14 protein-coding genes are annotated in these 15,097 nt (G+C 72.0%); 4 read left to right on the plus strand and 10 right to left on the minus strand.

The features are described from left to right. Positions 1-22: 22 nt before the first annotated feature. Both NFX31_RS16820 and NFX31_RS16825 read right to left on the minus strand, forming a co-directional pair. Entirely contained in the window at positions 23-829 is an 807-nt protein-coding gene (locus tag NFX31_RS16820; protein WP_139168290.1) for a 2-phosphosulfolactate phosphatase, read from the minus strand. 54 nt (positions 830-883) lie between these two features. Beyond that, positions 884-1,423 carry a VOC family protein gene (locus NFX31_RS16825; protein WP_045249017.1) on the minus strand — a complete coding sequence of 180 codons (540 nt, stop codon included), beginning with the start codon at positions 1,421-1,423 and terminating at the stop codon, positions 884-886. A gap of 109 nt (positions 1,424-1,532) precedes the next feature. Here NFX31_RS16825 and NFX31_RS16830 point away from each other — a divergent pair, with 109 nt between their 5' ends. The 3 genes from NFX31_RS16830 to NFX31_RS16840 all read left to right on the plus strand — a co-directional run bounded on the left by NFX31_RS16830 (position 1,533) and on the right by NFX31_RS16840 (position 5,119). Next, positions 1,533-2,474: a J domain-containing protein gene (locus NFX31_RS16830; RefSeq protein WP_262956321.1), complete on the plus strand. Its 942-nt coding sequence runs from the start codon at positions 1,533-1,535 to the stop codon at positions 2,472-2,474. Positions 2,475-2,669: 195 nt separating this feature from the next. Continuing rightward, entirely contained in the window at positions 2,670-4,463 is a 1,794-nt protein-coding gene (locus tag NFX31_RS16835; RefSeq protein WP_262956322.1) for a sensor histidine kinase, read from the plus strand. Beyond that, positions 4,454-5,119, plus strand: a complete 666-nt coding sequence (locus tag NFX31_RS16840) for a response regulator transcription factor (RefSeq protein ID WP_262956323.1) — start codon at positions 4,454-4,456, stop codon at positions 5,117-5,119. Before NFX31_RS16835 ends, NFX31_RS16840 begins: the two co-directional genes overlap by 10 nt. A gap of 57 nt (positions 5,120-5,176) precedes the next feature. Here NFX31_RS16840 and NFX31_RS16845 read toward each other — a convergent pair whose 3' ends face one another. Together NFX31_RS16845 and NFX31_RS16850 are read right to left on the minus strand one after the other, a co-directional pair. Further along, positions 5,177-6,481 carry a serine hydrolase domain-containing protein gene (locus NFX31_RS16845; protein WP_091477957.1) on the minus strand — a complete coding sequence of 435 codons (1,305 nt, stop codon included), beginning with the start codon at positions 6,479-6,481 and terminating at the stop codon, positions 5,177-5,179. Positions 6,482-6,485: 4 nt separating this feature from the next. Further along, positions 6,486-7,733 (minus strand): serine hydrolase domain-containing protein, encoded by a 1,248-nt coding sequence (locus NFX31_RS16850; RefSeq protein ID WP_262956324.1) that lies wholly within the window; start codon positions 7,731-7,733, stop codon positions 6,486-6,488. A gap of 199 nt (positions 7,734-7,932) precedes the next feature. On the opposite strand from NFX31_RS16850, the gene NFX31_RS16855 reads away from it, so the two are divergent. Then, positions 7,933-9,246, plus strand: coding sequence for a serine hydrolase domain-containing protein (locus NFX31_RS16855; RefSeq protein WP_262956325.1), 1,314 nt, complete (start codon positions 7,933-7,935; stop codon positions 9,244-9,246). A 151-nt stretch (positions 9,247-9,397) separates the two neighbouring features. Here NFX31_RS16855 and NFX31_RS16860 read toward each other — a convergent pair whose 3' ends face one another. From NFX31_RS16860 to NFX31_RS16885, 6 genes are read right to left on the minus strand one after another with little or no spacing between them, the layout of a single operon-like run. Then, complete coding sequence (locus NFX31_RS16860) at positions 9,398-10,012, minus strand: alkylhydroperoxidase domain protein (RefSeq protein ID WP_045250368.1); 615 nt, start codon at positions 10,010-10,012, stop codon at positions 9,398-9,400. 1 nt (position 10,013) lies between these two features. Then, positions 10,014-10,601, minus strand: a complete 588-nt coding sequence (locus tag NFX31_RS16865; protein WP_262956327.1) for a CMD domain protein — start codon at positions 10,599-10,601, stop codon at positions 10,014-10,016. Then, positions 10,594-11,709: a putative FMN-dependent luciferase-like monooxygenase gene (locus NFX31_RS16870; RefSeq protein WP_262956328.1), complete on the minus strand. Its 1,116-nt coding sequence runs from the start codon at positions 11,707-11,709 to the stop codon at positions 10,594-10,596. Before NFX31_RS16870 ends, NFX31_RS16865 begins: the two co-directional genes overlap by 8 nt. Continuing rightward, positions 11,706-12,431 (minus strand): ABC transporter ATP-binding protein, encoded by a 726-nt coding sequence (locus NFX31_RS16875; protein WP_045250371.1) that lies wholly within the window; start codon positions 12,429-12,431, stop codon positions 11,706-11,708. Before NFX31_RS16875 ends, NFX31_RS16870 begins: the two co-directional genes overlap by 4 nt. After that, entirely contained in the window at positions 12,428-13,297 is an 870-nt protein-coding gene (locus tag NFX31_RS16880; protein WP_262956329.1) for an ABC transporter ATP-binding protein, read from the minus strand. Before NFX31_RS16880 ends, NFX31_RS16875 begins: the two co-directional genes overlap by 4 nt. Then, positions 13,294-15,096 carry an ABC transporter permease gene (locus tag NFX31_RS16885; RefSeq protein WP_262956330.1) on the minus strand — a complete coding sequence of 601 codons (1,803 nt, stop codon included), beginning with the start codon at positions 15,094-15,096 and terminating at the stop codon, positions 13,294-13,296. The genes NFX31_RS16880 and NFX31_RS16885 overlap by 4 nt, the downstream gene beginning before the upstream one ends. Position 15,097: the final 1 nt, after the last annotated feature.

Genomic DNA, 15,097 nt, shown 5'->3' on the forward strand with positions numbered 1-15,097 from the left:
CGAGACGGGATCCGGTGTCGGGTCAGGCGAGCGCGGCGGGATCCACCCGGCGGAACACCCCGTCGACGAGCACGGGCACCGTCGTCGACACGTCCGTCTCGGCGGCGAGCTCCACGTCCGCCCCCTGGCCCTCGTCGCGCAGCTCCACGCCGCTCGACGACGCCGTGAACAGGTGACGGGTCGCGCGTGCCAGGCCCGTGTACGCGGCGGAGGCGGCCGCGGCCTCGGGCGAGCAGGCGTCGATGCCGAGCGCACCGAGCGCGTCGATCACGGCGCCGGCGGTGAGCAGATCCTCCACGGAGAACCGCACGGTCTCGTCGTCGCGCACCTCTCCCCCGGCGACGACGGCGACCTTCACGCGATGCCCGAGCGCCACCTGGCGATCGAGGATCCACTGCGCGACGGCGCTGCGGTTGCGCAGCGATGCGGCGAGCACGGGGACGCCGAAGCCTGCGGCGGCAGCCGACAGACGGGAGCCGTTGAACGACGGCACCACAGCGCGGTCCGCTCCGAAGGCGGCCACGTTCGCCGCGGTCACGCTCGACGGCGACAGCGTCACGCCGTCTCCCCCGCGCGGACCGGCGAGCCGGGCGGCGCCGAAGCCGCCCGCGGCCGCGACGGCCTCCGCCTCGACGCGCTTCCCGGGGAACGGCTGCACGTCCAGCCCCTCGGTCACCGCGCGCTCCACGGTCGTGGTGAACGAGATCGCGTCGATCACGACGATCACGCCGGCGCCCTGCGCGATCGAGCGCAGCCCCTCGCGCGCCCAGTCGAAGCGCACCTCGTAGTCCTGCTGCAGCGGATGGTCGGGACTCATCGGGGATCTCACCCGGGAATGCTACCCGGGCGCGATCGGCCGGCGCTCAGCGCGGCGCGTCGGCGCTCAGCGCGGCGCGTCGGTGCGCAGCGGCGCGCTGCTCCACCCCGTGGCCGCCCCGCTCAGCACCTCGTCCAGCGACTCCTGCGCGTACCGCATGTTCTCGGCGTATCGCGGCTCCTGCAGGCGCTGCCACATCGCGTCCTCCGGCACGGTCTCGATCTGGGCGGTCACCCACCAGATGTTGCCGAACGGATCCTTCACGCGTCCGCCGCGCTGGCCGAAGGCGTTGTCGCCGAGCTCGGTGACCACGGTGGCCCCGCGCTCGACGGCCCGGGCGAAGGCCGCATCGGCGTCGGGCACCCAGACCCGCAGCAGGCTCGGCATCACCGGCCAGCCCGGGCGCCGGTCGAAGGCCAGCAGCACCGTGTCGCCGACCCGGATCTCGCCGTGACCGATCGACCCGTCCTCGGTGGCGACCCGTGCGAGCTCCTCGCCCTCGAACGCCGCGCTGATGAAGTCGAGCAGCGCACCCGTGTCGTCTGTGACGACCCAGGGGGCGACCGTCGTGTATCCGGTGGGCGTCGCCGCATCGATCATCGCCATGAGCGCATCCTCTCCTCGTGACCCCGAGCCTAGGGACGGCCTCCGACATCGAGCCGCCCGATACCCTGTACTGCGCTGTTCCGCCGCCGCAGACCACCCGAGGAGGGCGATGTTCGACAGTCCGCTCTCCGCCTCCGCCTACGAGGTGCTGGGCGTCGCCGCGACCGTCGGGGACGAGGAGCTGCGCCGCGCCTACCGGCTGCAGCTGCGCCGCACGCATCCCGACACCGGCGGCGACGCGACCGTGTTCATCCAGGTGCAACGGGCCTGGGAGCTCGTCGGCACCCCCGAGCTGCGCGCCGCCTACGACCGCGGCCACGGCTTCTCCGACGACGACCTCCCCTGGGACGGCTGGCGTGCGCCCGTCGCGCGCACCGATACCCGGCCGCGGGCCAAGGCCTACGGCGAGGCGGGCGGAAGCCGGCGACGGCTGTACGTCGCGCAGGTGCACGCCTGGGCCGGATCCGAGGTCGCGGATCCGTACGATCCCGCATTCGTGCGCACGATCCCCCGCGAGCTGCGCCGCGTGCTCGCGAACGCCCTCGCCGAGGAGCACACGGCGCGCGCGGTCGCCGACCTGGGGATGGGCTTCACCGCCTGGCACGACGTCGCCGTCTCGGCCGGCGCCGCGGCGCCCGGCCCCGGCGCGCCCGCGGCCCCCGACACCCTCGACCACATCGTGCTCGGCCCGAGCGGGCTGTACGGCCTGATGTCGGCGGACTTCGGCGAGATCGCGCGCTTCCGCCAGGGCGAGGTCATCGGATCCGGCACCGGGTCCCGCGCCCCGGTCACCGCACTCGTCACCCAGGTGCGCTCGATCGCCCGCGCCGCCAGGGTGCGTTTCGGCGGAGCCGTGCTCGTGCTCCCCGACGACGACCTCGCGCAGGCGATGACGCCCCTCGGCGCGATCCGCGGCACGACCGTCGTCGTCGTGCGGCGCAGCGCCCTGCGCACGCTCCTGCGCGCCGGGGTGCCGGGCTCCCGCACGATCGGCGGCACGGAGCTGTTCGACCTGCGCACCCGGATCCAGCAGACCGTCCGCTTCGCCTGACCGCGCGGGGCCTCATAGGGCCGGCGAATCCGGTTCCTCCTCCGTCTTTCCCTCCTCTGGCCGGCTTTCCCTCCCCCTGCAGGCGCCACCCAGGGGAGGGAATGACGCTGCGGGGAGGGAAACGCACGCCGAGGGCGGACAGGCGACGGGCACGGGACCCAGGCCCATGGTCACCGCACCCCGCCGCGCGCCATCATGGGTGTGCACGCCGTGCGCACCGCGACCGACGAAGGAGGCGAGGCGATGGCGGATCCGGCGACCGTCGATCCGTCCTCCGCCGCGCGCGGACGGCGCGGCTCCGATCACCCCCTCCCGGCGGCTCTCGTCATGATCGCGGTCTTCGCCTTCCTCCTGGGCGTGGTCGAGCTGGGAATCGGGCTGCGCGCCCCCGGCGCCCTCTGGGTGGTCGCGCTGTTCGCCGGAGTGTTCTGGATCTGGGTCGCCGCGGGCCTGCTCGCCTGGTGGCGGCGCCCGCACAACAACACGGGGCTGCTGCTCGTGGTCGGGGGCATCGCGCTCTTCCTCGCCGGGCTCGTCAACCTCGGCGTCGACCCGCTCTCGGTGCTGAGCGCGATCTTCGCGACGAGCCCCCTCGCGATGACGATGCATCTGCTGCACGCCTTCCCCTCCGGGCGCCTGCGCGGCCGCCTCTCGATCACGACCGTGGTGCTGGGCTGGGTGGCCTGCCCCGTCCTCCAGCTCGTGGTGGTGCTGCTCTCCGCGTCCGCGCCGGCCGCCGTCCCGCTCGTCGCCGCGGTGCAGAAGACCCTCGGGATCACGGTGATGGTGCTCACGGCGGTCGTGCTGGCGCGCCGCCTCGTCGTCGCCGACGCGACGCATCGACGCGCGCTGCTGCCCCTGTTCGGCTACGGCATCGTGGCGGTGCTGATCCTCGCCTTCGCGCCCACGATCGTCGGTGCGCTCGGGTGGGATCCGGCGATCGGCGGCGTGACGCAGCTCATCGTCTCGGCGGCGATCCCCGTCGCGTTCCTTCTCGGCGTGCTGCTCGGCGGGTTCCGCCGCACCGGCGACCTGGAGCCGCTGAGCGCCTGGCTCGGCATCACGGGCGCGGGCGGGCCGGCCGTGGCGCGCGCGCTGGCCGGCACGCTGGGCGACGACTCCTTGCGCGTCGTGTACTGGTCGGCCGAGCGCGACGAGTACGTCGACGAGGCGGGCGGCCCGGTCGACCCCGCCCAGCGCGGGCCGGACCGCGGCTGGTGCGAGATCCGTGTCGATTCCCGCCTCGTGGGGGCGATCGTCTACGACACCCGGATGACCGCCGATCCGGCACCGGTGCGGCGCGCGGGCGACGTGCTCGCGATCGCGATCGACCGGGAGCGCTTGACCGCCGAGCTGCTCGCCAGCAACGATGCGCTCACGCAGTCGCGGATCCGGCTCGTCGAGACCGCCGACCGGGAGCGCTCGCGCATCGCGCAGGATCTGCACGACGGCATCCAGGTGCAGCTCGTGCTGCTGGCGCTCGCCGCGCAGACCATCGCCAACTCCCCCGATGCGACCCGCGAGACGAGCGAGGCGTCGGCGCGCCTCCGCCACGGGATCGACGAGGCCGCGGCCGACCTGCGCCGCCTCGTGCACAACGTGCTGCCGGTCACGCTCACCGAGCGCGGCCTGACGGCGGCGACGGAGGATCTGGTCGATCGCCTCGCGATCCCGGCGACGCTGGAGGCCGACATCGACGATGCGGCCCTCTCGTCCACGACCGCGCACACCGCGTACTTCATCGTCGCCGAGGCGCTGACCAACACCGTCAAGCACTCGAAGGCGTCCTGGGTGCGTGTGACGATGCGCGTCGAGGGAGCCCGGCTGCGCATCACGATCCGTGACAACGGGATCGGCGGGGCGAGCCTCGATCGCGGCGCGGGGCTGCACGGACTGCTCGATCGCGTGGACGCGCTCGGCGGCCGGCTGCGCCTGCGGTCGGAGCCGGGACACGGCACCGAGGTGAGGGTGGAGCTGCCATGCGGGTGATCATCGGCGAGGACGAGGTGCTGCTCCGCGAGGGCCTGCGGCATCTGCTCGCACAGGACGGCTTCGAGGTCGTAGCCGCCGTCGGCGACGCCGAGGCCCTGCTCGAGCACGTGGATCTGCTCGAACCGGATCTGGTGATCACGGACATCCGCATGCCCCCGACGCATACCGACGAGGGGCTGCTCGCGGCTTTGCGGATCCGCGAGGCCCACCCCGGGATCCCGGTCGTCGTGCTCTCGCAGTATGTGCAGCGCCGCTACGCGACGGAGCTGCTCGACCAGAACAGCGGCGGGTTCGGGTACCTGCTTAAGCAGCGCATCGCCGACGTGACCACGTTCACCGCCGACCTGCGCCGCGTGGCCGCGGGCGGCACGGCCCTGGATCCGGAGGTCGTCTCGGTGCTGGTCACGCGGGCGAGCCGCGCGAGCGGAGCCGTCGGCTCCCTCACGCCGCGTCAGCTCGAGGTGCTCTCGCTGATGGCGGAGGGGCGCAGCAACGCGCGCATCGCGGCGGATCTGTTCCTCTCCGAGAAGGCCGTCGTGCAGCACACCTCGCACATCTACACCGCGCTCGGGCTGCAGGTCGACGGTGACGACCACCGACGCGTGCTCGCCGTGCTGCGCTTCCTCGCGTCCGTGGCGGAGAAGTACCGCTGAGCCAGGGCCGCGGCCGTGCTCGCTCAACGACCGGGATCGCGCGCCCCAGCCGCGAGGCTACTTCCGCGGCGGCGGGACGTAGGCGGTGCCGAGCTCGCCGGTGAGGGCGACGAGGAGCCGCACCGCGGGCGTCTGGCAGATCGCGTCGCCCGGGTCGTCGGTGAGCGTGGGCGAGGTCGTGCAGCCGCCCGACGCGATGTCGCTGTTCGTCTGCACGGCGACCGTGGTGTCGGTCGCCGTGTCGTAGAAGAGCGACGTGTTGTAGCCCGAGAGGTCGCCGGTGTGCCCGACCCACCCCTGCGAGCAGCTCAGCCCGAAGCCGTAGCCGATCTCCGAGAACGAGGTCAGCCGCAGGGTCTGCGTGGCGGGGTCGACCAGTCCCTGCCCCGTGCCGAGCGCGCGCCCCATCGTGAGCAGATCGTCGATGTCGGAGATGATCTCGCCGGCCGTGAAGCTCCACGAGGGGTTCCAGTCCGTGGAGTCGGTCGGGGCGTCCGGGGTCGCGGTGTTCCCGTTCAGCGTGTACCCGCGCGCGTACGGCTCGGGCAGCGCCGCCGAGGTGCCGGGCCACGACGTGTTGCCCAGGTGCAGCGGGTCGAAGATCCGCGTCTGCATGAGCCGGCCGACGTCCTCGCCGGTCACCTTCTCGATCACCGTGCCGAGCAGCACCGTGTTGGTGTTCGAGTAGGCGAACCCCTTCCCCGGAGGGAACAGGGGTGAGACGGCGGCGCCGGCCTCGATCACCTCCTCGGGCGTGTAGACGGCGGTCGGATCCGCGAAGTACTTCTGCAGCAGCGCATCGTTCATGGTGTAGCTCGCCACACCGCTGGTCATGTCGGCGAGCTGCGTGAGCGTGATCGCGTCGCCGTTCGGGATCCCGTCCACGTACTTGGCGATCGTGTCGTCGAGCTTCAGCTTCCCCTCCTGGGCGAGCTGCAGCACGATCGTCGCGGTGTACATCTTCGTGAGCGACGCGATGCGGGTGTGCATCCCGACCTGCATCGGCGTGCCCGCGCGATCGGCCGACCCGTAGGCCTTCGTCCACGTGCCCTCGGGCGTGCGCACCCCGACGACCGCTCCCGGGGAGGCGCCGAGGGCGAAAGCCTTCGCCGCCGCCGCGTCCAGCTTCGCGACCGTCTCGGCGGGGAGGGCCGACATCGTCTTCGCGCCGGGTTTCGCGGCGATGGTCCTGGCCGGATCCGCGACGCACCCGGCGGCTGTCGCGGACGGGGACGGCGGGGTCGTGGCGGGCCCGACGCCGGACGCACCGGAGCATCCCGCCAGGGCGAGCACGGCGGCGGCCGCGGCGAGCGCGAGTGCGCGGCGCCGGGCATGCCGGGCGGCGGATCGGGACGGCGTCATCGTGTCATCCTCCGTAGATGCTCTTCATGAGCGATGTGGCGATCGTGGCCGCGGGCGGGCGCCCGTCGGCGGCGGGGGCGAGGTTCGTCCAGACGACGATCGTCACCTTCTGCACGGGGTCGTACCCCATGAACGAGTTGTAGCCGGGCAGTTCTCCGGTGTGGCCGTACAACGGACCGATCTTCGCGATGCCCCAGCCGTACTGGGGGTCGGGCAGAGGGGGCAGCGGGACGGGGACCGGCTCCACGCCGGCCAGGCGCTCCTTCTGGAGGGCCGGGCCGAGCACCGCGCCGGAGCCGAGCGCCTCGACCCAGTGCGCGAGGTCGCGGATCGTGGAGATGCCCGCACCGGCCGCACCCGCCCATGACGGGTTGAGCCGGGTGGTGTCGCTCGGCAGCAGGGTGCCCGCCTTCGCCTGCGCGAGCTGGGCGGGCGGCAGCACGTTCGACGCCATGGTGTCGACGTTGGTCGAGTACATGTAGCCGTGCGAGTACGGCTCGGGCAGCGTGGAGTCCGAGACCGCGGGATACGTGGTCTCGCGCAGCCCCAACGGGGTGAAGAGGCGCTCCTGGAAGATCTCCGCGAGCGGCTTGCCCTCGAGCTGCTCCGCGATGAGGCCGAGCAGCACGGTGTTCGTGTTGGAGTAGTTCCAGCCGTCGCCCGGCTCGAACGTCGGGGGCTCGGCGAGGCCCATGGCCACGAGCTCCTCCGGTTTCCAGGCGCGCTGCGGCTGGGTGTCGAGCGCCGTGTTGAGCGCGAGCGTCGTCGTGTAGTTCGCCAGCCCGCTGCGCATGGTGAGCAGCTGCTCGATCGTGATCCGGCTCCCGTTCGGCACGTCGGGACGGTACTTCGCCACTTTGTCGGCCAGGGAGATCCGCCCCTCCTGCACCAGCTGCAGGATCACCGTCGCGGTCATCGTCTTCGTGTTGGATCCGATCCGGAAGTGGTCGTCGAGGGAGACCGGCGTGGTCCCGTTCACCTGCGTCACCCCGTAGGTCGCGGTGATCTCGCCCTGCGGCGTCCGCACGAGCATCGCGGCCCCGGGAACGCCCAGCTCCCGCGCCAGCCCCTCGAACCGCGTGCGCAGCGCGCCCGCGTCGGTGGTCACCGTGCGCACCCCGGCCGAGGCCGTGGCCGGCGGGGAGGCGGCGGCGCCCTGAGCACCGCTGCCCGCACATCCCGAGGCGATCAGTCCGATCGCCAGGAGCGCGACCACCGCCGCTCCCCGCTTCCCTCCGGCGCCTGCCGCCATCGCGAGCCTCCTCATCGCACACACCGATCCATCGCGCGTGCGGATCCGACCCTCGATCTCCCCTCGAGCATCCCCATGCGCCCACCAGTCTCCCGGCGGCGGGCGCGCATCGGAATGGGCCTACGTCTATTCCTTGCAGCCGCCTCCGGTGCCAGAGTCTCCCTGGGGGAAGGACTGATCCGCCCGAAGGAGCTCCGCCATGGTCACCGTCCGTCTCGCGAGGCCGATCGCGCTCGCGGCCGCCCTGCTCGTGCTCGCCGGCTGCACCGCCCCGCCCTCGGCCGGCCCGTCCTCCTCCGGAGCGGGAACGCCCTCGTCGACGGTGCCCGCGGTCTCCACCTGCGTCGCCGATCCGTCCGCCGTCGTGGCCCGCACGGCCCCCCTACCCACCTCCGAAGTGCCGGCGGATCTCGCCGCCACCCTCGACAAGACGGCGCAGGACGCCTTCGCGCAGACCTCCGCGAAGGGTGCGGTCGTCGCCGTCCAGTCCCCGAAGGGGCTGTTCCTGAAGGCGTACGGCGTGGCGGATCCGGCCACCGGCGCACCGATGACGACGGACATCTATCAGCGGGTCGGATCCATCACGAAGCCGTTCACCGGAACCCTGACCCTGCAGCTCGCCGCCGAGGGCAAGCTCAGCCTCGACGACACGATCTCGAAGTACATCGACGGCGTGCCGCGCGGCGACAAGGTCACGATCCGGATGCTCGCCGACATGACCAGCTCGATCACCAGCTACACCAAGGATCCGGCGTGGCAGAAGATCTTCTTCTCCGAGACGGACCGGGTCTGGACGCCGGAGGAGCTGCTCAAGGCGGGCATCTCGCTCCCGCCCCAGGACTTCGCGCCCGGCACCGCGTTCGACTACTCGAACACCAACACGATCCTGTTGGGCCTCGTGATCCAGAAGGTCACCGGCAAGAGCTATCAGGACGTGCTCGCCGAGAAGATCAGCACGCCCCTGGGCCTGACGCACACGATCTTCCCGGCCGGGTCCGCCGCGTTCCCGGATCCGCACGCGCAGGGATTCACGCTCCAGGGCGGCCACGGCACACCGCAGGATCCGGCGAACACGACGAACTGGAACCCCTCCTGGGGCTGGAGCGCGGGCGAGCTGATCTCCAGCGCGCGGGATCTGCTGACGTTCGGGCGCGCGGAGGCCACGGGCGCGGGCCTCGTGCCCGTGAAGGCGCAGATCGAGCGGCTCACGTCGTTCCGCGAGTTCAACGGCCCCGGCAACGGCGGCTACGGCATCGGCTGGGGCTGTCAGAACGGCTGGGTGGGCCACACCGGCGAGCTGCCCGGCTACAACACGGCGATGTTCTACAGCACCAAGGACGACACCACGATCATCACGATGGTCAACAGCGACATCCCCTCCGGCGACTGCCCGAGCGACGCCCGCACGCTCACCGACAACCCGACGGATCTGCCCTGCAGCTCCCCCGCGACCCGGATCTTCCAGTCCCTCGCGAAGGAGCTCGGCACCCCGTTCGCCCCGCAGAAGAAGTAGCCCGCCGACCCGCTGCCGACCGGACCCACTCGCGACCCGGCCCGCCCCGCGTTTCCCTCCCCGTGCTGTCTTTCCCTCCCCCTAGAGGCGCGTCTGCGGGGAGGGAAAGACGATGCGGGGAGGGAAAGACGGATCCGACACGCCGATCCGGTCAGGCCTTCGGCGTCGGAGGCGTCGGCTCGCCGAGCGACAGCATGAGCCGGTTCGCCCAGTTGAAGAACGCGGCGCTCTGCACCACGTCGACGATCGCCTGGTCGTCCAGCCCCGCCGCGCGCAGCGCCTGCACGTGCGCCTCGCCGAACCGCGACGGGGTGGCCGTCAGCGCGGCCGCCGCTTCGATGATCGCGGTCCAGCGCTCGTCCTGCTCGCCGTCGATGCCCTCGTCCAGCAGCCGCTGCACGTCGTCGCGGCGCGAGGGCGCCTGGATCGTCGCGAAGCGGGAGTGCACGGAGGCGCAGAACAGGCAGCCGTTGACCCGCGAGGCCGCAGCGGCCGAGATCTCGCGCTCGGCCCGGCCCAGCCCCGCGTCGGTGTTGTAGAAGATGTCGTTGTCGGCGCGGGTGCGCGCACCGAGCACGACGGGATCGCGCACGAGCAGACGGAAGTACGGGCTCGCGGCGCGGGAGCGCTCGACGAGGGCGGTGTAGTCGTCGTCGGTCAGCTCCCCCTCGGGCTTCGGCTCGAGCCAGGGCACCCAGCCGAGCTCCTCCTGCGTGAACACGTGGGGCGGGGTCACCTCGGGGTGACGCAGAACCTGCTCTGCCATGTCAGATCGCCTCCTTGAGCACGCTGAGCCCCGCGATCACGCGGAGCTGGAAGTGGGTGAACGCGACGAGCTGCGAGACCGTGACGACGCCGTCGGTGCTCCAGCCCGCATCCAGCAGCGTCTGCAGCGCGTCGGGACTCGCGTCGCGAGGTCGGTAGGTGAGCAGGTGCGCGTGCTCGAGGGCCGCGCTCAGACGGGATCCGATCGCATCTCGGAGCGCGGTGGGCGCGATCCAGTGCAGGCCCTCCTCGTCCTCGACGCTGAGCGGACCCTCCGGATACGCCCCGTACGGACCGGTGGTGAGCGCGCCGGGCAGCGCCGCATCGATCGCGGCGCGCGCCTCGGGATCGGCGTCGTCGAGCAGCGCCCGGTAGTGCTCCGCCAGGCCGCCGGCGCGGCTGAGCGCGGCGACCCAGTAGCCCAGGGCCGCACGCTCCGCCGCGGTCGCCCGGGCGAGATCGGCGGGCGTCGTGATGAGCCCGTCGTACGTGGCCTGGGCGTCGCTGCGCGCCACGGGGCGCTTGGCGCGCAGCGCGTCGAGCGTGCTGCGCGGGACGATGCCGACGAGGTCGTCGATCAGATCAGACATGGGTCTCCTCCGCGAGGGTCAGGGGGGCGTCGTCCGCGTCGAGCGACTCGTGGCCTTCGACGGACTCAGGATCCGCCCGGCTCCAGCCCAGCGCGGGGGCGACCCGCGTGGCGATGAGCTCGAGCGAGCGCAGCAGCACCTCGTGCGGTGGATCGACCGGGTGCGACTGGAACACGATGTCGGTGGCCGAGGTGAGCACGTGGTCCTGCGCGAGCTCCTCGACGATCTGCTCGGGCGTGCCGATGTGCAGGTCGAACAGGATCCGCAGCTGCTCGTCGCTCGCCCCGTCCGGGATCACGATGCCCATGGGCCGGGCCGCGGGCAGCGAGCGCTCGATGCCGCGCGCCAGCAGCGCCGGGACATCCGCCACGTCATCCACCACGACGAGGCCGCGGGACGCGAACGTCCGTGCGGCCACGCCCTCGGGGAGTGCCGCCTCGTAGGCGTCGATGACGAGCCGCTGCGTGTCGGCGAGCGCGGTGGCGCCGGATCCGGCGGTGTGCGGCTGGGACTTGGAGAGCATGAGCCCGGATCCCGAGGCTCCGATCCTCGCCGCCCCCTCGGACGAGAACGTGGCCTGCCAGAGCGTGTCGAGCAGCTGCGGCGCCGCCGGGTACAGCCGGCCGCCGTCGGCGGTGAGCGCGTCGCCGCGGAGCGCCTCCTGCAGACGCGCGAGGTGGCGCCCGTAGATCGCGCCGCGCTCCTTCGGGTCGTGCCCGAACGGCGGGAAGGAGCTGGGGGTGCCGCCGCTGCCGACGCCGAGCTCGAAGCGTCCGCCGCTGAGCAGCGAGAGCACGGCCGCGTCCTCGGCCACGCGCAGCGGCTCCTCGAGCGGCAGCGTCACGATGCTCGTGCCCAGGACGATGCTCCTCGTCTGCGCGGCGGCGTGGGCGAGGAACACCAGCGGCGACGGCAGCCCGCCCTCGTCCTCGTGGAAGTGGTGCTGCGCCACCCATGCGGAGTCGAAGCCGAGCCGCTCCGCCGTGCGGATCTGCTCGAGCGCCAGCCGGTAGCGTTCTGCGGGCGGCGCGGCGTCGAGCACCCGGGTGAAGAACCCGAGTCGGGGTCCGGCCGGAGGCACAGGATGCGTGCGGGCGTCTGCGGTCATGAGCCGCTCCTTCCGAGGTAGGCCTCTTGAATACGGGGGTCGTGCAGCAGCTCCTGCGCCGAGCCCTCGGCCACGATCTCCCCCGTCGCCAGCACATAGCCTCGGGACGCGATCGACAGGGCGAGCTCCGCCTGCTGCTCCACGAGGAGCACCGCGACGCCGAGCTCGCGGTTGAGCCGCGCGATCTCGTCGAGCACCTGGTCCACGAGCTTGGGCGAGAGACCCATCGTCGGCTCGTCCATGCAGATCAGGCGCGGCCGGCTCATCAGCGCCCGGGCGAACGCCAGCATCTGCTGCTCGCCCCCGGAGAGCGTGCCCGCCTCCTGGCGGCGGCGTTCGGCGAGCCGCGGGAAGTGCTCGCGCATCCGCTCGACGTCCTCCGCGATCCCGGCACGGTCGCGACGGGTGTACGCCCCGGCGTAGAGGTTCTCGTCCACGGTCATCTGCGGGAACACCCGCCGCGCCTCGGGCACGCTCGCGATCCCCGCGCGCACGCGCTTCGCGGTGGAGCGATGCGTGATGTCGGCGCCCGCGAACGCGATCCGCCCGTCCTTGACCCTGTTCAGCCCGAGGATCGACTTCATGGTCGTGGACTTGCCCGACGCGTTGCCACCGAGCAGCGACACGATCTCGCCCTCGCCGACCTCGATCGACACCCCGCGCAGCGCGTGGAAGGGGCCGTAGTAGACGTTCAGCGCGTCCAGGCTCAACAGGGCCGTCATGCGGGTCCCTCCTCTCCTGAGTCCGAGCCCGGGGTCTCCCGCCGCCGGCCGAGGTAGGCCTCGATCACGCCGGGGTCGGCGCGCACGCTCTGCGGGTCGCCCTCGGCGATGATCCGGCCGCCGTCCATCACGATCACCCGGTCGGAGACCGTCATCACCAGATCGAGCTTGTGCTCGACGAGGAGGATCGCCTGCCCCGCGGCCTTGAGCTCGAGCAGCTGCGCGAGCACCTCGGCGGTCTCGGACTGGTTCATGCCGGCCGTCGGCTCGTCGAGCACGAGCAGCTTCGGCTGCAGCGCCAGCGCGCGGGCGATCTCGGTGCGCCGGCGGTTCGCGTAGCTCAGCGTGTACGCCGGGTCGTCGCGTCGCGGGCCGAGCCGCGACCCGAACCGGTCGACCTCCCGGTCGATGACCCGGTCGATCTCCGCGCGCTCCCGCCGTGCCGCCGGGGTGCCGAACACCGCGACGAACAGCTCGGCGAGGAGCGGGATCCAGCGCAGCAGGAAGACGTGCGAGAGCCGGCGGAACGGCCGGTGCGCGTGCAGCTGCGAGTGGATCCCCACCTCGATGTTGTCGGCGACCGAGAGCGTCGCGAACACGCGGCCGTTCTGGAAGGTGCGCGCGATGCCGTGCTCGGCGATGTCCACCGTCTTCGCGTGATCGATGCGGGCGCCGTCCAGGGCGATCGCGCCGCCGTGCGCGGGGATCGTGCCGGTCACGAGGTTGAGCGTGGTGGTCTTGCCGGATCCGTTGGGTCCGATGATCGAGACGACCTCGTGCGGCTGCACCTCGAAGGACACGCCGTCGACGGCGCGCACGCCGTCGAAGTGACGCTGCAGATCCTTCACGTCGAGCAGGGCGGTCATGAGTTCCTCACCAGGACGCCGCCGGGCCGGAAGCGCACGACGAGGATGAGCACGAGGCCGTAGACGATGATCCGCCATTCCGGCGTGAAGCGCAGCAGCTCCATCGCCCCGATGAGCACGATCGATCCGACGACCGCGCCGTAGGGCAGCCCCACGCCGCCGAGGATCACGATCGTGACCACGAGGAGCGACATCAGCATCGTGAACGTCGTGGTGTCGATGTAGGTGTACTGATGCGCCAGGAGGGATCCGCCGATGCCGGCGAAGAACGCCGAGATCGCGAACGCGAGGGCCTTGTAGTCGCGCACCCGCACGCCCGAGGCGAGGGCGGCGACCTCGTCGGATCCGACCGAGGAGATCACCTTGCCGAGGTGCGAGCGCCGGATCCGCCACATCACCAGCAGGGTGAGCACCAGCACGACGAAGTCGATGAGGTAGTAGGCGAGCGGGGTGTTCAGGTCGACGCCGGCGATCTGCGGAACCGGGATCCCGTACACGCCCTGCGGGACGAGCAGCTGGATCACGGCGACGATCGCGATGCCCAGTCCGAGCGTGGCGATCGAGATGTAGTGGCCCTTCACCCCCCAGATCGGCGAGGCCAGCACCGAGGCGATCACGGCCGCGCCGAGGCCGGCGATCGGCAGCGCGATCCAGAACGAGAGGTGCAGGTGCACGCTCAGCAGGGCCGAGAGGTAGGCGCCGATCGCGATGGGACCTGCCTGTCCGAGCGCGAGCACGCCGGCCTGCCCGGCGGTGACGGTGAACCCGGCGGCGATGATCGCGTAGATGAGCACCTGGGTGCCGGTCGTGAGCACATAGGTGTCGGCGAGGACGGGGACGAGCACGCCCAGCACCACGAACGCGGCGATCCACGCCCAGCGCGGGATGCGCAGCGGACGCCCCTTCCCGAGGAAGGTGCCGGTGAGCGGCTCGGTCGAGATGAGCGGCACCTTGCCGAGCAGGCCGCCGGGGCGCACGATCAGCACGACCAGCAGCACGACGAAGACGATGATCTGGCGCGCCGCGTCGCCCAGCCAGTAGATCCCGAAGGCCTCCAGGATCCCCAGCACGAAGCCGCCGACGACGGCGCCGACGAGGGATCCGAGTCCGCCCAGGGCCGCGGCGACGAAGGCCGTCATGCCGATGTTGAGCCCGGAGACCGGGTTCACGACGCCGATGTAGAGCGAGAAGAAGATGCCGGCGAGACCGCCGAGCGCCGAGGCGATGACGAACGAGAGGTTCTGCACCGACCCGACCGGGATGCCCATCTGCAGGGCCGCCTCCTGATCCTGCGCCGTGGCCCGGATGGCGCGACCGGTGCGGCCGTACTTCAGGAACAGGGACATCGCGACCATGACGGCCGCCGTGACGCCCAGCATCACCAGATCCGAGGTGCCGAAGCGCATGTTGCCGATGTGCAGGTTCGACGTGGGCAGCACCTGCGGGAAAGACCGGAACTGGGCGGAGAAGGCGAGCTGGGACCCGTTGTCGAGGATCTGCGCGACGGCGTAGGTGGACAGCATCGCGGCGAGCGGCAGGTACTTCGCGAGCGGGCGCACGACGGCGATGTTGATCACGAGGCCCAGCACGGCGCAGATCGCGAGCACGAGCGGCAGCGCGATCCAGAACGGCTGGTGCAGCTGCGCCACGAAGAACCAGGCCAGCATCGCGCCGAGCCCGAAGAACGAGAACTGCGCGAAGTTGACGACGTTCATGACGCCGAAGACGAGCGAGATGCCGACCGCTCCGAGGGCGTAGACGTTCCCCCGGAGCAGGCCGGCGATCAGAGTGTCGAGCATG

It is taken from the genome of Microbacterium azadirachtae (genome assembly GCF_025583665.1).
Lineage (GTDB): Bacteria > Actinomycetota > Actinomycetes > Actinomycetales > Microbacteriaceae > Microbacterium > Microbacterium azadirachtae.